This window comes from bacterium, from assembly GCA_021372615.1.
In the GTDB taxonomy this organism is placed as follows: domain Bacteria; phylum Armatimonadota; class Zipacnadia; order Zipacnadales; family UBA11051; genus JAJFUB01.
Map to the genome: position 1 here is coordinate 22,533 of JAJFUB010000092.1, position 18,228 is coordinate 40,760.

The following is an 18,228-nucleotide window of genomic DNA, read 5'->3' on the forward strand; positions in this document are numbered from 1 at the left end:
CGTCGTGGGAGGGGTCACCGACCCCGACAGGGCGCGTCGTCGTGTCGTCGTGGGAGGGGTCACCGACCCCGACAGGTCTGTCGCGGTCGGTGACCGCTCCCACGTGTCACCTGTCACGTGTAACCTGTCACCTGGCACTTGCCACTCGTCACTTGCCTTCCAGACCCTCGCGCACATCCTCTTCCCAGGTCTGGCCAAACTCCTCCAGCAGCTCCTTCTGGCGCTTGCTCAGGCGCTTGGGGGCCACGAGGTAGGCCTCGACGTACTCGTCGCCGCGCCCACCGTTGGTCGTCGGAGCGCCCTGACCGCGCAGGCGGAACTTCTGCCCTGTCTGCGTGCCCGCCGGGATCGTCAGCGTCACCTTGCCATCCACTGTCGGGACGGCGATCTTGTCGCCCAGCGAGGCCTCCACGAAGGTGATGGGCACCTTGACATGGATGTCATCGCCCTCGCGCTGGAACAGCTTGTGCGGGCGGACCTGCAGCACGAGGATCAGGTCGCCATCCGGCCCGCCCCGCGCGCCCCGACCACCTTCGCCCGCCAGCCGGATCTTGCTGCCGGTGTTCACGCCCGCAGGGATCTTCACATTGATGCGGCGGGTGCGCAGGGCCTCGCCGCCGCCGGCGCACTTGGTGCAGCGGCTCTTGATCTGCTGGCCGGTGCCCTGGCACGTCGGGCACGCGGTCGCGAAGCCCATGAAGCCGCCCTGGCCCTGCCCGGTGCCCTTGCACGTGGGGCAGGTGACCGTCTGGCCGCCGACGCCGCCGCACTCGGGGCAGCGGTCGGCGATGCTCAGCGTCATGGCCTTCTGGCCGCCATGGATGGCCTCATCGAACTCGATCGGCAACTCGTGGAGGATGTCCTGCCCGCGCTCGGGGCCCGGCGGATGCACACCGACACGCTGCCGGCCGCCCCCGCCGGTCCGCATCTGGCCGAACAGGTCGCCGAACAGGTCGGCAAAGCTCCCCGCGCCATACTGCTGGTAGACGAAGTTGCCGAAGTCCCCGCCCTGCCACTGGCCGGACTGCTGGGCCTGCTGCCAGGCCGCGCCGTACTGGTCATACTTGGCGCGCTTCTCCGCGTCGCTCAGGACCTCGTAGGCCTGGCTGATGCGCTTGAAGCGTTCTTCCGCCTCGGCGTTGCCCGGGTTGACGTCCGGGTGGTGCTTGCGCGCGAGCTTGCGGTAGGCGCTCTTGATCTCTTTGTCCGAGGCTCCCCGGCTGACGCCGAGGACCTCGTAGAAGTCCTGCTCGTTGGGCATGATGTGCCTTGCTGTTCGTGGCGGCGCCCTTCGCGGCGCCCGTGGGCGCCATGGGTCGCGCCGCTATCCTGTTACGACCTCAATCCGCCGCGCCGCCGCCTCTGCCTTCCGGCCGACGGTGATGTGCAACTCGCCGTCCTTCAGACTCGCCGTCACCTGCGACAGGTCGGCCTCCTCGGGCAGCGGCATCGTGCGGGCGAAGGGGCCGTACGCCCGCTCCTGCCGCAACACCCGCCTCTCTCCTGCCTCAGGCGCCCGCTTATCACCGGTCACGACCAGCGCCCCGTGCTCCGCCTGCACATTCAGGCTCTCGCGCGTCACGCCTGGCAGATCCAGGGCCACATGGAAGCCCTCCGCGTCCGCGGCGAAGTCCAGCGGCGGCGCCAGGGCCGCCTGGCGGCTCGGCTGCCGCTGGGTGGCCAGGCGGAACGCCTGGTCCATCCGCGCCCGCAGCTCCCTGATCTCTCGTCGTCCGTCCCAGAAGGTGTCCACGTATCGTTCTCCTGCTCGGTAGCGGCGCCATTCATGGCGCCCACGGCGACACTGCCGACAACGCCTACGACGGCGCGATGAATCGCGCCACTACATGCCTCGGCCTGGCTTGTGTACGGTGACCGTCAGCACGCCATCCTTCAACGCTGCCGACAACTCCTCGTGGTCGGTGGTCGGCAACGCCAGGGAGCGCTTGAACTGCCCGCTTGGGCGTTCGCGGCGGAAGAACCGCTGCTGTGCGTCCTCGCGACTGGTGCGCCGCTCCCCGGCGATGGTCAGCAGGTTCCCCTGCAGCTCCACCGCGATATCCTCGCGGGCCATGCCGGGCAGCTCGACCGTGATGGTCAGGCCCTCGGGCGTGCTCACCACGTCCAGCGGCGGCGCGAAGCCCTCGGCGGGCCGAGGCGCCTGACTGACGCCCGCGTCCAGCATCCGATAGAGCCGGCGGCGCAAGTCCAGAAAGCTGTCGAAAGCGTCACTCATGTCACGATCTCTCCGTGCGGCTGCGGGTGTCGGCGGGGCCCGTCCCACGGGGCAGGACACCCGCCGACTCCGTCACAGCCCCGTCATCCCCGCTCCGCCGTGGCCGTCGTTCCCGCCTTACCGTTCCCGCCGTTGCCTTCCTACTTCTCGTCCTCGGCCTCGAACTCGGCGTCAATCACGTCGCCATGCTGGCTCGGGCCACTGGCCGGGCCGCCGGTCGTGCCCTCGGCCTGCTGGGCGTCGGGGGCCGGGCCGGCCTGCTCGTACATCCGCTGCGACACGGCGGCGAAGGCCTGTTGGGCGTCATCTATGGCCGCGCGAATGGCCCCGGCATCCTCGCCCTTGGCCGCCTCGCGGATGGCCTCGATCTTGGCCTTGATGCTCTCGGCTTCCGCCGACGGCACCTTGTCACCGAGGTCCTTGAGCGTCTTCTCAAGCTGGTAGGCCATCTGGTCGGCCATGTTGCGGGCCTCGGCCAGCTCGCGGAACTTCTCGTCCTCGGCCTTGTGGCTCTCGGCCTGGTCCACCATGCTGCTGACTTCGTCGTCGGACAGGGCGCCCGAGCCGGTGATCGTGATCTTCTGCTCCGAGCTGGTCGCCTTGTCCTTGGCGGCGACGTTCAGGATGCCGTTGCTGTCCAGATCGAAGGTGACCTCGATCTGCGGGATGCCCCGCGGGGCCGGCGGGATGCCGGTCAGGTGGAACTTGCCGAGCGACTTGTTCTGGCTGGCCCGCGACCGCTCGCCCTGGAGCACGTGCACCTCGACGGTGGTCTGCATGTCCGACGCGGTGCTGTAGGTCCGCGTCTGGCGGGTCGGCACGCTGGTGTTGCGCGGGATCACGATATCGAACACGTCGCCCAGGGTCTCCACGCCCAGCGTCAGCGGCGTGACATCCACCAGCACCATGTCCTGGCCCTTGCCGGTCAGGACGGCGGCCTGGATGGCGGCGCCGACGGCCACGACTTCGTCGGGGTTGATGCCCTTCTTGGGCTCTCTGCCGGTGAGCTTCTTGACCAGTTCCTGCACCGCCGGGATGCGGGTGGAGCCGCCGACCAGCAGCACCTCGTCAATCTTCTCCTTGGTGATGCCGGCCTCGCGGATGGTGATCTCCACATGCTCCGCGGTCCGCTCGATCAGGTCGCCGATCAGCTCCTCGAGCTTGGCGCGGGTCAGCGTCATCTCCAGATGCTTGGGGCCCTCGCCCTCGACGTTGGTGATGAAGGGCAGGCTGATGCTGGTCTGCACGGTGCTGGACAGCTCGATCTTGGCGCGCTCAGCGGCGTCCTTGAGCCGCTGGAGGGCCTGGCGGTCCTTGCGCAGGTCAATGCCGGTCTCTTTCTTGAACTCCTCGGCCAGGTAGTCCATAACGCGCTGGTCGAAGTCGTCGCCACCCAGATGGGTGTCGCCATGGGTTGCCAGGACTTCGTAGAAGTCCCGCTCGTCGCCCTTGCCGATCTCGACATCCAGGATGGAGACATCGAAGGTGCCGCCGCCGAGGTCGTAGACCAGGATGGTGGCTTCCTTCTGCTGCTTGTCGCGCTCCTGCTGGCCATACGCCAGGGCGGCCGCGGTCGGCTCGTTGATGATGCGCAGGACTTCCAGGCCGGCGATCTCGCCCGCTTGCTTGGTCGCCGTGCGCTGCGTATCATTGAAGTATGCGGGCACGGTGATGACGGCCTGCGTGATCTTCTCGCCCAGGTAAGCTTCGGCGTCGTCCTTGAGCTTGCTGAGGATCATGGCCGAGATCTGCTCGGGCGAGTAGTCCTTGCCGTCAATGGTCGTGGCGTCACGGGTGCCCATCTTGCGCTTGATGGAACTCACCGTGCGCTCCGGGTTGAGCACCGCTTGCCGCTTGGCCTGCTGGCCCACGAGCCGCTCGCCGGTCTTGGAGAAGTGCACCACCGACGGGGTCGTGCGGCCACCCTCCGGGTTGATGATGACGGTGGTGTCGCCTGCCTCGACGACCGCGACGCAGGAGTTGGTGGTGCCCAGGTCAATGCCAATAGCCTTAGCCATAACAGATCCTCACCCTCAATATGCAAGTGGCCGCCTCGTCGGAGACGTGTGCGGCCCCAGATCCGCAGGGACCGGGACGGCCCTGCGGCACTTTACTTGTGTCCAGCATAGCACTTGAGTGCATTGCTGTCAATGCTCTTTATCAGGAGACTGCACCGTCGCCGTCGGAGCCCGGAAGGCCGACTCAACCCAGGTACCAGCGTCAGCTCCCTGCCCCCGGCGGAATCGTGGGATACCCCGTAGGGGCGGGGCCCCGCGACCGATGCGTCCTTATCATGTCCTCCACCCGTGTCGTCGGTGGTGGGCCGCGCCTCCGGCGCTGACAATGTCGGAACTACCACCTACACTGGGGAGGAGAACGGATGCGGGAGGCGAAGATGTATCACAACTCTGACCTCAAGGGAGGGTGTGTGCATGAGGCGTGGCTTCACACTCATTGAGCTTCTGGTCGTCATCGCCATCATCGCGATCTTGGCAGCCATCCTCTTTCCCGTCTTCGCCAAGGCCCGCGAGAAGGCCCGGCAGTCAAGCTGTCTGAGCAACGTCAAGCAGATCGTGCTCGGCGCTGCGCAGTACTGCCAGGACTACGACGAGAAGATCCTGCCCGCGCTCACCCGCGCGACGGGCAACCCGATCTGGACGTCACTCATCTATCCGTACGTCAAGAACGAGCAGGTCTTTGCCTGCCCCAGTTGCTCCACTCACCGCATTACCTGGTACGCCGACGCCAACCGGGGCTGGTTGTCCGTCGGTGAGAACTGGGTCTTCTCGATCGACAATGGCGCCCGCGCGCTGGGTGACGTCCAGTATCCCGCGCAAGGCGTACAGTTCGCCGACACGATGAGCGGCGACGCGGCCTCTGGCTGGCGAGGCTACGAGTTTCAGGGCACCTGGACCCCCTACGTGGACGTCGCCGAAGGTGTCTCCCCGCGGCACAACGACGGGGCCAACCTGGGGTTCATAGACGGTCATGCCAAGTGGATGAGCCGCGGCGCCATCGTCGGCCGCCAAGGCATCTATACCGGCTGGCCCATGTAGGCGGGGGGGCTTTGCGCGCCCGATCCGCCGCTCGCAGTGCTAACTGCGGGCGGGTTGTCGTGAGTCGTGAACACACACTACGGAGGTCTGGCAAATGCGACGTGGCTTCACACTCATCGAGCTGTTGGTCGTCATCGCCATCATCGCCATCCTGGCTGCGATCCTGTTCCCCGTCTTCGCCAAGGCACGGGAGAAGGCGCGCCAGAGCAGTTGTCTGAGTAACGTCAAGCAGTTGGCCATCGCGGCCTTCACCTACGCCCAGGACTATGACGAGCGTACGCTGCCGTACTCGCAACTGGACAGCGGCGGCGGTTACCGCTGGTACCATCTCGTGGAGCCGTACGTCAAGAACACCCAGGTCCTGAAGTGCCCATCCCACAACCCCACCAACATGGCGCAGACCTCCAACTTGCCCATCGGCTATGGCATCAACCGCAATGCCGGTACGCTGAACTACTCGTCGGGCGGCCCCTCGCTGGCGACGATGCAGCACCCCGCGGAGACCGGCATGTTCGCGGACACCCGCGGGGGCCCGGGAGACGGCACCAATGACGAGTCTTACTCATTCGGAACGTTCTACAACGCGGGCAACAACGTCTACTGGGGCGACGTGATCTCCAGTCGTCACAACGAAGGGTGCAATGTCGGCTTCTACGACGGCCACGCCAAGTGGATGGCGCACAACGGCATCTACCAGAAGCTGCGGTTTGACTTCAACTAAGGCCGCAGCACCGATCACGGTCGGACAGCAGTGGGCCGCCAGTGCGCTGGCGGCTCACTGACTCACGTCGGCCCGCTGGAGGCAACATATGACGCGCCATGTCTGGGCCGGGCTCGTACTGGCTGTGGTCTGTGGGCCCGCCCTCGCACAGGAGGCGGCCAACATGACCGGCCTCAAGTCCCACCCCTGCGCTCTCGTCAACGCCGGAACGCTGGCGTTGCTGCGGGCCAAGGCCGCAGACGCGACCCCGAACGCTTTTGGGTTCGAGACGGCCGCCATCTGGGCGGAGCTGAAGGCCCGGGCCGACCGGCTTGCCGCGGCGCCGACGTACAGCTACAAGGTGAACTGCCCCGGCGAGAATCGTGTGACGCTGGATACCTTCGAGTACACACTTTCGGACCAGACCCCGCCGAAGCACGACAAGAGCCCCAACTATCCGCCGTGGACAGCGATGTTCCAGGAGAACGAGGGGAGCATCACCACCCGCCTGGTCGCCTTCAGCTTTGCGTATCTGGTCACCGGCGCCCCGGAGTACTTCGAGAAGGCCAAGGAGATTGCCCTGCACCTGGCCCACTGGGACCAATGGACTGACCCCAGCTACGGAGCCGGGCGCATCAAGGCGTGCCTGGACACCGGCCACTGCATGTACGCCACCGGGCTGTTCTATGACTGGTGCTACGACCGGCTGACGGAAGCGGAACGGACACTCCTGCGCGAGGCCATCGTCAACAAGGGTATCATCCCCGCGCTGGGCTACGTGGACCACTACCCTTCGGACACAAACGGCTACGCGGTCATCACCGCCGGGGCGGGTCTGGCGGCGCTGGCCATCCGCCCGGAGGAGCCGCGGGGGGGCGAGTTCCTGCAGGCCTGCCTGGACAAGACGCGGGTGTCGCTGGACCACGGCGGCAAGGATGGCGGGATGTTCGAGGGGCCGATGTACGGCACTTACCTGATGGACTCCTTCGCACTGTTCTTCGATGGCCTCATCTCGGCGCAGGTCCAGCACGATCTGTTCGATCACCCGTACCTCAAGACGATGGACAAGTACTGCGTGGGGATGCTGGCGCCGGACACGAGACAGATCCCGTGCTTCTCCGATGGCAGCCCCGGCATCGCCGTCCCCCGGCTCATGAGCATCCTCGCCCAACGCGGCAGCACTGACGCCGCCTGGTACCTGCAGACCATCGGCGCGGTGAAGCCCGAGAAGATCTACGACTTCATCCGCTTCGACGCAAGCAAGCTCAAGCCGGTGCAGCCGACCTGGAACCCGTCGGTGGCCTGCCTGGACATCGGCTATGCCTCCTTGCGCGACAGCTTCAATGCCCAGGCCCCGAGCCTGTTCTTCAAGTCCGGCCCGACGACCAACAGCATCGGCCACAACCACTACGACCACAACGCTTTCGTCATCAGCTATGGCGGGCAGTGGATCATCCCTGACCGCGGCTACCACGACTTCTACGCCCCGGCCCGGCGGAAGTTCAGCCTCGGGAGCCTGGGCCACTGCACGGTAGTCCTCGACGCGGATGACGCATACTTCCACGATCAGACCGTTCCCGCTCCCGGGCATGAGCAGGTCTGCCTGGCCGGAGGACAGATCGTGGACTTCTTCGGCGGCCAGCACTTCGACTTCGTCAAGGGCCGAGCCGGCGACACCTACAGCAAGGGCGAGCCGAAAGTGCTGAGCCGGTTCGACCGTAGCATCATCTACCTGAAGCCCGACGCGTTCGTCATCCGCGACCAACTGGCCGCGCCGCTGCCGCACCGCTTCAGCTTCCTGCTCCATTGCGACGGCAACGGGGACATCGAGCCGGCAGGGGATCACTTCCTCGTGACCCGGGGCAACGCCCAGGTGTGGGCACAGACGGTCTCCCCCACCCCGACCCAGGCGCACGTCGAGACCTACCCGGGCGCCGAAGGCTACGGCTCCTTCCTGCGGGTGGAGACTGAGCCTACGGCGACCGCGGGCTTCGTGACCGTGCTCATTCCCCGGCCGTGGCAGAGCGAGAACTACCTGCGCAATGGCGGCTTCGAGAAGGGCATGGCGGGCTGGGCTCCCCGGGCGAATGAGGACCTCCCGAACCACAGGATCGAGACCGAGGGTGTCGCCGAGGGCAAGCAGTGCGCCAGTATCGAGAAGAGCGGCTACTACTACTCCGACAGGTTCGGGTTGCCCGCAGGGACCGCCGTGACCGCGACGGTGCAGGTGCGCACCACTCCCCTGCCCCAGGGCCAGGGCGCCACGATGACCCTGTACTTCTGGCGCGGGGGCAAGGCCTTTGCCAACAAGCGTGTCGGCCCCTTTGCGGACACGGTCTGGACGGAGCACACGCTGACGGCCAAGGTCCCCGAAGGCACCGAGGAGGCCAGCCTTGCCCTGGAGTTCTTCGCCCCTGGCAAGGGCTCGTTCGACCACGTGCGCCTGAGCACAGACTTGCCGGTGGTCAAGACGATCGAGCCGCAGGTGAAGCGTCTGGCGGATGAAGTGCTCGACCTCACCACCGGTCAGGACCGCTTCCTGGTGTCGTTTGGCGAGGCCGGCAAGATGCGCGAGGTGGCGGGGATCAAGAGCGACGGCGAAGCGGCTGTTGTGGCCTTCGTGGGTGGCAAGGTCGTGCGGGGGTTCGTCGTGGGCGGCACGGTCCTGGAGTATCAAAGCCGGCGGGTCATAGCGCAGGACAAGGCGGGCACGGCGGAGGCGGACCTGTAGGGCACGGTCGCCGCCAGAACCGACGAGGCCCGCCATGGTGGCGGGCCTTCTGGCAATAGCCTATCCCAAGAAAGCCGGAACTCGCCCTGACTGTCTAGCTCTTGCCGGTGGGGGTTGGAGATGCTCTCCGTTGGGGGTCGTGACGGCCTATCCCAGTGTTCACCGACTAACGAGCGGGGCGAGTCCGGCCTGAGGATGTGTTGGTGCTATGCTGTAGCACTCCTTCCTCTCGGAGCCCGGTTGTGCGACCCGGTCTCAGAGACCTACGGCATGGATTGTCAGGGCGCTACACTCTCTCTGTTCGTCTCGATTCTACCCACCTGCGTTGCGCCCGAAACCTCGCTGCGAGGGTCGGGCCGGCAGGAGATAAGACGGCGCGAAGCGAAGCACTCTGAGTGACCAATCGTGGGCCAGCGAGCGTGAGGTGAGCCGTGGCACAACTGACCTGCAGCAAGTGCAGCCGGGAGCAGCCGGCGACGCCCGGCCTGACGCAGTGCGTGTACTGCGGAGCCGCGCTGACGGAGGCAGAGACGACGCCGGCTGACGAGCCCGTACCCCAGGTGTCGGCTTCTCCGGCGGCCCCCACCGTCCCGCCGGCCGCCGAGGAGCCCGTCCCTGAAGGGAAGCGGCGCTGCGAGGGTTGCGGCGAGGTTCTATACGCGACCGAGCGGCGATGCTGGCGGTGTGGTAGGGAGCTACCGCCGGAGGTCGCCGAGGAGCCTGTCACGGCCGAGCCTGCGCCGCCTGCGCCGATCCCGGTAGCTGCCCCATCCGCGCTCCCTGCCGCAGCCACACCTCCACCTGTGACGCCGACAGCCGTGCCTGCCCCGCCCCTGGACCCCGCCGCCCAGGCCCTCGGCATCTGGTCGCTCGTGCTGGCCCTGCTCGGCTTCGTCTGCTGCCCTCCCATCATCCCCAGCATCATCGCCATCGTGCTCGGCGTGAAGGCGAGGAAGCGTGGGGCTTCGCCCCTGGGGATCGCCGGGATAGTCATCGGGGTCGTCGGCCTGGTGATCTACGTCCCGACGCTGCTGCTCGTTCTCATCGGCCTGTTCGCCGCCGGTACCCCCACCCCCGAAGCCACGAGTTGGCTGTGGAGTCTGCCATGTCCCTTCGCATGAGGTGCCTGCTTCCTTGCTGTCTGGCGATGCTCGCGGCCACCGTGGCCTGGACCAGGGAGCCCGGTCCCGCCGCGCACGCCGGGGACGAACATGCTGCCGGTGCGACGCAACTGCTGCCGCGCGACGCGGACTGGGCGCCGTTCCGCCTGCTCGAGGGCCAGGCGCAGTACCTCCCCGCTGCCATCCGGGCGACACGGAACCCATCTGAGCTGCGCTGCCGCGCGCTGTTCACACTCGGCGTGCTCGGCCTGCCAGAGGGCATCACGCCAGTGCGGGCGTGTCTGCACGATCTCGACCGCGCCGTCCGCATGCAGGCGGCCGTATCACTGGCGCTGCTCTATCGGGCAGACGGCCTGCCGGGCAGCGCGGTGGCTCTGCGCGAGGGGCCCGCATGGCTCCGCTTCTATGCCCTGTATGGACTGTGGCGGCTGGACAGCAACCGGTCACGCCAGGCCCTGCGTGACAGCCGCCCCTATCTGTCCGGCTTCCTGCTGCAGACTCTGGACCGGGCGTTGGCAACCCGCCCCCGCTTCCGCTGCAACAACACGCGCTCCGGCGCGCCTGATGAGAAGCTGCCGGCCTACCGGGTGTGGGATGCAGTCAGCGGCGCCTTCGTGCGCGAGTGCGACCTGTGGTGGCACAAGGGCGACTACGAGCAGTGCATCCGCGCGCAGTGGACAGCCATCTACTTCGACCCGGAGTACGTGGATCTGTACACCAACATCGCGTGGCTGCAGTGGAGCATGGGGCGGCACGCGGAGGCGATCAGCACTTACCGACAGTGCATCGGCACCAACCCGAGGAGCTGGGTCGCGCACCAGTCGCTGGGCGAGTACTACTGGCGGCACGGCCAGAAGCTCGTGGCCGTGAAGTACCTGCAGCGCGCCGCGGACCTCGGCAGCCCGGCCGTCCCGCGCCGCGCCCTGGGGCACGCCTACCGTGATCTTGGGCAGGCCGACAACGCGAGGCAGGTGTGGCGGGACATCCTGAAGCTGGACCCTAACGACCCCATCGCGCTGCGGGAACTGCAGAGGGCGAAGTAGCGCGCACACCTCCTCTCGCGGACGCCGGAGGCGAGTGATGGCGATGAGCCACGGCTTCGGTTGCTTCATTGGGGGCCTGGTGGGGGCGGTGGTGGGCTTTCTCGTCGGTGTGTTCGGGTATCTGGGGCTCTTCTATCTCATCTTCATGCTACCCAGCGGCACACCCTTCCGCCATATGGACCAGGGCGCGATCCCCGTCGTGTTCTTCGGCCCTCTCGGGACCATCGTCGGCGGCGTGGTCGTCGGTCTGGTGGTCCGCAGACGGCTCTCACAACCACCGCAACAGCCCGGGTAGCGCGCCCCCCATTCCCCGCTCCGTCCACCGGCCATTTGTGTGGCCGTTTGGGCCCCTAACGACCTGCTTTGTACATACTTCCGGACGGAAACATGGACTTCGCTGGACCAAGGAGGATTCCCCTTGACTCTGCGACCGGGGAGGGCTAATGTACCCGCACCCCCAGCGGATTGGGAGCTTGACGGCCTCTCGAGGAGCCTTTTCGATGAACCTCCCTGCAGCCCTGGCCGGTCGTGAAATCGTCAAGCGAGATGGTAGCCGCGCCCCCTTTGATGCCCTCCGCATCAGGAACGCCATCATCAAGGCCGGGAAGGCCACCGGCGAGTTCAACGAGCAAACGGCCGAGAAGCTCACCCACAAGATTCTGAAGGTCATCCTGCACCGCGTCTGGACGAGCGAGCCCTCTGTCGAGGACATCCAGGACATTGTCGAACAGGTCCTCATCGAGGCCGACTACCTCGCCACTGCCCGCGCGTACATCGTCTACCGCGAACAGCGGCGGCGCGTGCGCGAGGACAAGCGGGCCATGGTGGACGCCGTGTCCTCGGTCAACGAGTATCTGGAGCAGGCCGACTGGCGCGTGCATGCCAACGCCAATCAGGGGTACTCGCTGGGCGGGCTGATCCTCAACGTCGCCGGGAAGGTGACTGCCAACTACTGGCTGTCTGAGGTCTACCCGCGCGAGATCGGGGAGGCCCACCGCGCCGGGGACTTCCACATCCATGACCTCGACATGCTGGCCGGCTACTGCGCCGGCTGGTCGCTCAAGCAGCTGCTGGTCGAGGGGTTCAACGGCGTGCAGGGCAAGGTGGAGGCCGGGCCACCGAAGCACCTGTCCAGCGCTGTGGGGCAGATGGTCAACTTCCTGGGCACTCTGCAGAATGAGTGGGCCGGCGCGCAGGCGTTCAGCTCCTTCGACACCTACCTGGCGCCGTTCGTGCGCAAGGACAACCTGCGCTACGACGAAGTCGTCCAGAGCATCCAGGAGTTCATCTACAACCTCAACGTCCCATCGCGCTGGGGCACGCAGACGCCCTTCACGAACGTGACGCTGGACTGGACGTGCCCGGACGATTTGCGCGACACGCAGCCGATCATCGGCGGCGAGTACATGGACTTCACGTACGGTGAGCTGAGCGAGGAGATGTCGCTCATCAACCGGGCGTTCATTGAGGTCATGACCGCCGGCGACCGGCGCGGGCGGGTCTTCACCTTCCCCATCCCGACCTACAACATCACCCGCGACTTCGACTGGGACCATCCGAACACCACCCCGCTGTTCGCCATGACCGCGCGGTACGGCACGCCCTACTTCCAGAACTTCATCAACTCTGACCTCTCGCCCCACATGGTCCGCTCGATGTGCTGCCGGCTGCAACTGGACCTCCGGGAACTGCTCAAGCGCGGCAACGGTCTGTTCGGGTCGGCGGAGCAGACCGGTTCGCTCGGCGTCGTCACCATCAACTGTGCGCGGCTGGGCTACCTGGCGAAGGGTGACAAGGACGCCTTCTACCGCCGGCTGGACATCCTGCTGTGCCTGGCACGGGATAGCCTGGAGATCAAGCGCAAGACGGTGGAGCGCTGCATTGGCAACCACCTCCTGCCCTATACGGCGCGCTACCTGGGGACACTGCGCAACCACTTCTCCACCATCGGGATCAACGGGGTCAACGAAGCGATCCTGAACTTCACCGACGGCGCGGAGGACATCACGACCGAGGCCGGATACGCCTTCGCCCGCGACCTGCTCGTGCACGTCCGCGAGCGCATGGTGGAGTTCCAGCAAGAGACCGGGCACCTGTATAACATGGAGGCGACGCCGGCCGAGGGGGCGACCTACCGCTTCGCCCGCGAAGACCGCAAGCGCTTCCCTGACATCATCCAGGCGGGGCCGGACAACGCGCCGTACTACACCAACTCCACGCAGCTCCCCGTCGGCCATACCGATGACCCGTTCAAGGCGCTCGCCCACCAGGAGGAGTTGCAGGGCCTGTATACCGGCGGGACGGTGTTCCACCTGTACATGGCCGAGGAGATCAGCAGCCCGACGGCCTGCAAGAACCTGGTGCGGCGGTGCCTGGAGAAGTTCCGCATCCCGTATCTCACGATCACGCCGACCTTCTCGATCTGCCCGCGCCATGGCTACATCGCCGGGTCGTACGAGTTCTGCCCGCAGTGCGATGAGGAGTTGCTGTCGAAGAAGATGACGGAGAAGACCGCATCCGGATAGCAGGAGCAAAGGGCGTCTAGTCCCGGGATCGCAGCAGGAACCGCACCCTACACCGCAGAAACAGTCCTGACACGAGGCGAGAACATGCCCAAGGAAGAACCCCACCTGATCGAGCTGGACGACAAGGAGCGCACGCGCTGCGAAGTCTGGAGCCGCGTGATGGGCTATTACCGGCCCGTCTCGGCCTGGAATGCCGGCAAGCAGAGCGAGCAGGCCGAGCGACTCACGTTCCGCGAGCCCCCGGCGGCGATGATCGAACCGACGGGACAGATGAAGCTTGGAGTGTGAGCCTCCCCCCGCGTCCCCTCTCCCCGCCGGAGAGGCGAGCAAGGCAGCAGCGTTCCGCGTCGGTGGCCTGATCCCCCTGACCACCGTGGAGTGGGAAGGGCGTCTGGCCGCCGTCGTGTTCGCCCAAGGCTGTCCCTGGCGCTGCCGCTATTGCCACAACACCTCTCTCGTCCCCCCCAATGGCACGCTGGTCCCCTGGGAAGAGGTCATGGACCTGCTCCACGATCGCGTCGGGTTGGTGGATGGCGTCGTCTTCAGCGGCGGCGAGCCGACGGCCCAGGCCGCCCTGCCTGACGCCATCGCCGCGGCGGGCGCCCTCGGCTATCAGATCGCCCTGCACACCAATGGTGGCAATCCGAAGCTGCTTGGCGAGTTACTCGAGTGGGGACTACTCGACTACGTAGCCATGGACGTGAAGGGGCCGTTCAGCCGCTACCATGAGATCACGCGGCGACGCGGCAGCGGGCGCAAGGCCCAGGAGAGTGTCAGCGCCATCATCCGCTCGGGCGTCGCCTACGAGTTCCGCACGACCTACCACTCGGACTTGCTGAGTGACGACGAAGTGCTCGACGTGGCGGAGGACCTGGCGTGGCGGGGGGCGACCAGTTACTTCATCCAGCGTTACCGCTGGGAGGGGACGGGCGACATGCCGCTGGCCCTGACACCGAGCCGGGCGCTGCCGGAGTCCTTGCTGGCGAAGCTGGCGGGGATGTTCGAGCGTTTCGGCGTGCGCAGTTAGCCCCCTCCCCCACCCCCCGACCTCCGCCCCCTACACCAGGTAGATCTCCAGGCCGCCGAGCGGCTGACTGATCATCTCGTCCTGCCACAACGGGTGCGGCATGAAGCTGTGCTCAATCAACTCCCGCGCCAGAAGCACCAGGCCGCCGTGCCACTCCGCGCCTCGCGCCCGCTCCAGTGCCGCCGCCAGCTCGTACAGCGCGGCGCCGTCTATGCCCTGACACGTATGGATCAGGTTCTGCTGCTCAGGCAGGGACTCGATCGTCGCGAGAATCTCGTTGGTCGCGTACATGAACCGACCGGAGTCGCGCCTCACCTGCACCTGGCGCCGGGACCGTAGTAGCCCGACAATCTCCTCTTGGAAAAGCTCCGCCAGGTCCTCGGGCCCGATGATGATCTTGGGCTCCCAGTACTCCGGCCCCAGATCGTTCTCCAGCCGCAGCAGGCGGCGGACGTAGTCGGTACTGCACGGGCGGACGTTGGCCAGCACAAAGTCGTCGAAGCTCATCTCATCGCGCGCCCGGGCCAGCAGATTCGGCTCGCTGGCGCAGAAGAAGTTCGCGCACTTGACGGGCTTCCAGTCCTCGGCGAGGCACGCCTCGTGGTGGAAGATGCACCGCGGGGGGGCCATCTTGCGCCCGCGGAAGCGGAAGCTCGCACGGCCCTGCGACAGGGTCGTCAGGGCCGCCTCGCCCCCGGGGAACTGCCGCATGCAGCGCAGCAGGTTTGACCGCACAGCGCTGTATAGCAGCAGGCGGCTCATGCCCTCGCAGGTCAGGGGGAAGTCGCCGCCCATGTACTGCACGAACATGTGGAGGTCGGTGAGGCGTTGCTGCAACTCGGGCAGGCGGGCGCGGTCCTCATCCGCCAGGTTGGCCTCGGACAGCAGTTGGGCGACCTTGCCGGCCACCTGCAGGTCGGCGGCAATCTCCTCGCGCCGCAGGCGCAGGCCCTCGCGTAGCCGCCCCCCGAAGTCCGGGTCCATGAGCAGGCCCTTGTAGACCCGCCGCAGGCCCTGGCTGCCCATCATGGTGCCCTGGTGGCAGCAGTTCTGACGGCACGCGCCGCATACCTCGTGCGTGAGTCGCGCGAGGGTGCTCCGCGCCGCCGCGATGCGCTCACGCAGGGCGCTCATCCGGCGCCTCCATCGCGTATTGCGCCACAATCGTCTCCTGCACCCGGCACCCCAGCCCGGGGCCGTCAGGCACCCCCACGAAGCCACGGGCGAAATCCAGCGGGGGCGTGAGCAACTCGGCCAGCGGGGAGCGCATCGGCTCGACCTGCAGCGGGCCCACATGCCAGTAGGCCGCCGCCAGGTGCGCCGCCGCCGCCTGTGCCAGCGGCGAGGGGCCGTTGTGCAGCGTCATGCGCACGCCGTGCCGCTGCGCCAGGTCCGCCAGTCGCCGGGCCCCCGACAGCCCGCCACAGCGGCGCACATCAGCAACCAGGATGTCCAGCGCCTCCGCCTCCAGGGCCTGCGCGTGGTCAGCCAGCGTCACCAGCCCGCGCCCCCCGGCCAGTCCCGTGCCGAGGGTCCGGCGTAGGTCTGCGTGATCTTCCCAGCGCCCGGCCGGGAGCGGGCTCTCATACCAGAAGCCCTCGACCTGCTCGATGGCCTCCCCCACCTGGCGAGCAGCAGCGAGATCGCCATATCCCCCGCCGGCATCGGCCATGAGCGGCGTGGACTCACCGACGGCCCGCCGGACCCGGTGGATGGCGGGGACATCCTGTGCGGCGTCGCCCGACAGCGCCAGTTCGACCGCGCCGAACTGCGCCGCCAGGGCCTTGGCCGTCGCCGGCAGGTCGTCCTGCCCGACGCGCAGCCCCCCCGCGTAGCAGTCCAGGCGTCGCGTGCGCAGTCCGCCGGCCAGTCGGTGGCAGGGCACCCCGAGCTTCCGCCCGGCAAGGTCCCACAGCGCCACATCGACCGCTCCCAGCACGGCCATGTAGTCTCCGAGCGGGTCGGGCTGGTACTCGTTCAACAGGGCGATCAGTCGCTGCCAGGTGAGGCCGAAGTCGAGGGGGTCGGTGTGGGTGACAGCATCGCCGAAGAAGTCCACGGCGGCGACCAAGACATCGGTATCGGCCAGCTCGGCCTCACCGTAGGCCACGTCATCGTCGGAGATGACGCGCACCAGGAGGAGGCTGCCGACGCTCGCGGCGTCGCAGGGAATCTGCAGCAGAACCGGCTCCAGCCTGACCATCCGCATCGCTCGCTTCGTCGTGGGTCAATGTGTCTGCGCACATAGTACGGCCAACGGGCGGCACGGTCAACCGGGTCCGCGCGTGCGAGTCGCAGGTGCCGCTGCTTGCGACGTCGAAGCGCCTCCTGCCGCACTCAAAGACGCCCTATTGTCACAGGAGTTTCCTTCATGTCTGCCAATGTCATCTCCGCCGCCAACATGCACAAACACCTCCAGCACCTGTGCGAGCGCATCGGCACTCGTCTGGCCGGTACCAAGGCCGAGGCCAAGGGGGCCGAGTACATCGCCGGCCAGTACCGCAAGCTCGGCCTGAAGACCGAGATCCAGGAGTTCCCCTGCATCACGTGGACCTGCAAACAGGCCGACTTCGCGGCGCAACTGGACGGCCGCTGGCAGGACGTGCCTATCCAGGCCAACACGCAGTCGCCCTCGACCGAAGGGGAGTTGGACACCGAACTGGTCTACCTGGAGACGGCGCAGGTTGAGGACACCGAGGGCAAGGACCTGCGGGGGAAGGTGGGGCTGCTGTTCGGGTCGGCGTACGCGTCAGTGGAGCGCATGGAGCGCCTGTGCAACTCGGGCCTGGCGGCGCTGTTGTATGTGGATGACCGCTTTCCGTTCTGCTGGCGCCTGGCCAGCGGGCTGATCGCCGGCTGGATTGATCTGCTGACGATCCCGACCGCCACCATCCCCTACATGCACGCATGGGACCTTGTCCGACAGGGCGTCAAGCGCGTGCGGCTGAGCCTCCAGATGGACAACTTCCGGTCGCACTCACAGAACGTCGTGGCCTCCCTGCCGGGCAAGCGGTCGCTGCCGCCGCTCGTGCTGGGCGGGCATCACGACTCGGTGGCGCTGGGTGTCGGCGCCGAGGACGACGGCACCGGCGTGGTGGCGGTGCTGGAGATTGCGCGGCTCATGCGCGACCGCGAGCCGCTGCGGCCGATCCAGTTCGTCTCTTTCGGCTGGGAGGAGAACCTGTCCGAGGGGGCGCGCAACTATGTGATCCACCCGGCCAACGACGCCGCCAACACAGCCTTCATGTTCAACTTCGACTCGCTGGGGTCGTGGCTGGGGAACAACCAGGCGCACTGCACCGGCGACCGCGCCGTGCGCAAGTTCGTCTCGGAGTACTACCGCCGGCGGCGCTACGTGGCCGAGGTGACCGGCGACGTGTCGCCCTTCTCCGACCACTTCGCGTTCAACATGCTGGGCGTGCCGAGCGTCTGGTTCCACCGCATCAACTTCCCCGGCAGCCGCTTCTACCATCACTCCGAGTATGACCAGATAGGCGTCATCAACTTCGACCAGTTGGCGGAGACAACGCAGGCCGCCGCCGACATGGTCATCGCCCTGGCACAGCGCCCCGACCTGCCTTTCCCGAGCGCCATTCCCGCCGCCCAGCAGCGTATCATCGCCAGGCACCGCCGCGACCTGTATGACTGCATCTGCGACTGGCAGCAGCCGGGCCTGATGCGGCCGGTGGGCAAGCCCTGGCGGGAGGACATCCGGTAGCAACTGGCTCCACAGACCCCACCAAGACAGTAGGGCAGGCGGCCTCGCCTGCCCTACATCACTTCGCGCGG

At 67.0% G+C, this 18,228-nt stretch carries 16 protein-coding genes; 10 read left to right on the plus strand and 6 right to left on the minus strand.

Annotated elements, in window-relative coordinates; all coding sequences use genetic code 11:
• Positions 1–148: 148 nt before the first annotated feature.
• The 4 genes from dnaJ to dnaK all read right to left on the minus strand — a co-directional run bounded on the left by dnaJ (position 149) and on the right by dnaK (position 4,254).
• Positions 149–1,261: a molecular chaperone DnaJ gene (dnaJ, locus tag LLH23_13875; GenBank protein MCE5239559.1), complete on the minus strand. Its 1,113-nt coding sequence runs from the start codon at positions 1,259–1,261 to the stop codon at positions 149–151.
• 63 nt (positions 1,262–1,324) lie between these two features.
• Positions 1,325–1,753, minus strand: coding sequence for an Hsp20/alpha crystallin family protein (locus LLH23_13880; protein ID MCE5239560.1), 429 nt, complete (start codon positions 1,751–1,753; stop codon positions 1,325–1,327).
• Between the two features lie 90 nt (positions 1,754–1,843).
• Positions 1,844–2,236: an Hsp20/alpha crystallin family protein gene (locus LLH23_13885; protein MCE5239561.1), complete on the minus strand. Its 393-nt coding sequence runs from the start codon at positions 2,234–2,236 to the stop codon at positions 1,844–1,846.
• 140 nt (positions 2,237–2,376) lie between these two features.
• Complete coding sequence (gene dnaK / locus LLH23_13890; GenBank protein ID MCE5239562.1) at positions 2,377–4,254, minus strand: molecular chaperone DnaK; 1,878 nt, start codon at positions 4,252–4,254, stop codon at positions 2,377–2,379.
• Between the two features lie 414 nt (positions 4,255–4,668).
• Here dnaK and LLH23_13895 point away from each other — a divergent pair, with 414 nt between their 5' ends.
• From LLH23_13895 to LLH23_13935, 9 genes are all read left to right on the plus strand, one after another.
• Positions 4,669–5,292: a DUF1559 domain-containing protein gene (locus LLH23_13895; GenBank protein MCE5239563.1), complete on the plus strand. Its 624-nt coding sequence runs from the start codon at positions 4,669–4,671 to the stop codon at positions 5,290–5,292.
• Between the two features lie 94 nt (positions 5,293–5,386).
• On the plus strand, positions 5,387–6,013 hold the full coding sequence (locus LLH23_13900; protein ID MCE5239564.1) for a DUF1559 domain-containing protein: 627 nt from the start codon (positions 5,387–5,389) through the stop codon (positions 6,011–6,013).
• A gap of 88 nt (positions 6,014–6,101) precedes the next feature.
• Entirely contained in the window at positions 6,102–8,723 is a 2,622-nt protein-coding gene (locus tag LLH23_13905; GenBank protein ID MCE5239565.1) for a heparinase II/III family protein, read from the plus strand.
• A 431-nt stretch (positions 8,724–9,154) separates the two neighbouring features.
• Positions 9,155–9,844: a DUF4190 domain-containing protein gene (locus tag LLH23_13910; GenBank protein MCE5239566.1), complete on the plus strand. Its 690-nt coding sequence runs from the start codon at positions 9,155–9,157 to the stop codon at positions 9,842–9,844.
• Positions 9,829–10,887, plus strand: coding sequence for a tetratricopeptide repeat protein (locus LLH23_13915; protein ID MCE5239567.1), 1,059 nt, complete (start codon positions 9,829–9,831; stop codon positions 10,885–10,887). Before LLH23_13910 ends, LLH23_13915 begins: the two co-directional genes overlap by 16 nt.
• A 37-nt stretch (positions 10,888–10,924) precedes the next feature.
• Positions 10,925–11,182 carry a hypothetical protein gene (locus LLH23_13920; GenBank protein MCE5239568.1) on the plus strand — a complete coding sequence of 86 codons (258 nt, stop codon included), beginning with the start codon at positions 10,925–10,927 and terminating at the stop codon, positions 11,180–11,182.
• 205 nt (positions 11,183–11,387) lie between these two features.
• Entirely contained in the window at positions 11,388–13,412 is a 2,025-nt protein-coding gene (locus LLH23_13925) for a ribonucleoside triphosphate reductase (GenBank protein ID MCE5239569.1), read from the plus strand.
• Between the two features lie 84 nt (positions 13,413–13,496).
• Positions 13,497–13,700, plus strand: coding sequence for an anaerobic ribonucleoside-triphosphate reductase (locus tag LLH23_13930; GenBank protein ID MCE5239570.1), 204 nt, complete (start codon positions 13,497–13,499; stop codon positions 13,698–13,700).
• Positions 13,690–14,439 (plus strand): anaerobic ribonucleoside-triphosphate reductase activating protein, encoded by a 750-nt coding sequence (locus LLH23_13935; GenBank protein ID MCE5239571.1) that lies wholly within the window; start codon positions 13,690–13,692, stop codon positions 14,437–14,439. Before LLH23_13930 ends, LLH23_13935 begins: the two co-directional genes overlap by 11 nt.
• 30 nt (positions 14,440–14,469) lie before the next feature.
• Here LLH23_13935 and LLH23_13940 read toward each other — a convergent pair whose 3' ends face one another.
• Positions 14,470–15,573: a hypothetical protein gene (locus LLH23_13940; protein MCE5239572.1), complete on the minus strand. Its 1,104-nt coding sequence runs from the start codon at positions 15,571–15,573 to the stop codon at positions 14,470–14,472.
• The gene (locus LLH23_13945; protein MCE5239573.1) at positions 15,557–16,648 is read right to left on the minus strand and encodes a hypothetical protein; all 1,092 of its coding nucleotides are present in this window, start codon (positions 16,646–16,648) and stop codon (positions 15,557–15,559) included. Before LLH23_13945 ends, LLH23_13940 begins: the two co-directional genes overlap by 17 nt.
• Positions 16,649–16,810: 162 nt before the next feature.
• Here LLH23_13945 and LLH23_13950 point away from each other — a divergent pair, with 162 nt between their 5' ends.
• Positions 16,811–18,157 carry a M28 family peptidase gene (locus LLH23_13950; GenBank protein MCE5239574.1) on the plus strand — a complete coding sequence of 449 codons (1,347 nt, stop codon included), beginning with the start codon at positions 16,811–16,813 and terminating at the stop codon, positions 18,155–18,157.
• The last annotated feature ends 71 nt before the right edge of the window (positions 18,158–18,228 follow it).

What these genes read in the sequence shown, in the direction of transcription:
- dnaJ (MCE5239559.1), bottom strand. Translation starts at nt 1,261, where the DNA reads ATGCCCAACGAGCAGGACTTCTACGAGGTCCTCGGCGTCAGCCGGGGA.
- LLH23_13885 (MCE5239561.1), bottom strand. Translation starts at nt 2,236, where the DNA reads ATGAGTGACGCTTTCGACAGCTTTCTGGACTTGCGCCGCCGGCTCTAT.
- dnaK (MCE5239562.1), bottom strand. Translation starts at nt 4,254, where the DNA reads ATGGCTAAGGCTATTGGCATTGACCTGGGCACCACCAACTCCTGCGTC.
- LLH23_13895 (MCE5239563.1), top strand. Translation starts at nt 4,669, where the DNA reads ATGAGGCGTGGCTTCACACTCATTGAGCTTCTGGTCGTCATCGCCATC.
- LLH23_13900 (MCE5239564.1), top strand. Translation starts at nt 5,387, where the DNA reads ATGCGACGTGGCTTCACACTCATCGAGCTGTTGGTCGTCATCGCCATC.
- LLH23_13905 (MCE5239565.1), top strand. Translation starts at nt 6,102, where the DNA reads ATGACGCGCCATGTCTGGGCCGGGCTCGTACTGGCTGTGGTCTGTGGG.
- LLH23_13915 (MCE5239567.1), top strand. Translation starts at nt 9,829, where the DNA reads ATGTCCCTTCGCATGAGGTGCCTGCTTCCTTGCTGTCTGGCGATGCTC.
- LLH23_13920 (MCE5239568.1), top strand. Translation starts at nt 10,925, where the DNA reads ATGGCGATGAGCCACGGCTTCGGTTGCTTCATTGGGGGCCTGGTGGGG.
- LLH23_13925 (MCE5239569.1), top strand. Translation starts at nt 11,388, where the DNA reads ATGAACCTCCCTGCAGCCCTGGCCGGTCGTGAAATCGTCAAGCGAGAT.
- LLH23_13930 (MCE5239570.1), top strand. Translation starts at nt 13,497, where the DNA reads ATGCCCAAGGAAGAACCCCACCTGATCGAGCTGGACGACAAGGAGCGC.
- LLH23_13940 (MCE5239572.1), bottom strand. Translation starts at nt 15,573, where the DNA reads ATGAGCGCCCTGCGTGAGCGCATCGCGGCGGCGCGGAGCACCCTCGCG.
- LLH23_13945 (MCE5239573.1), bottom strand. Translation starts at nt 16,648, where the DNA reads ATGCGGATGGTCAGGCTGGAGCCGGTTCTGCTGCAGATTCCCTGCGAC.
- LLH23_13950 (MCE5239574.1), top strand. Translation starts at nt 16,811, where the DNA reads ATGTCTGCCAATGTCATCTCCGCCGCCAACATGCACAAACACCTCCAG.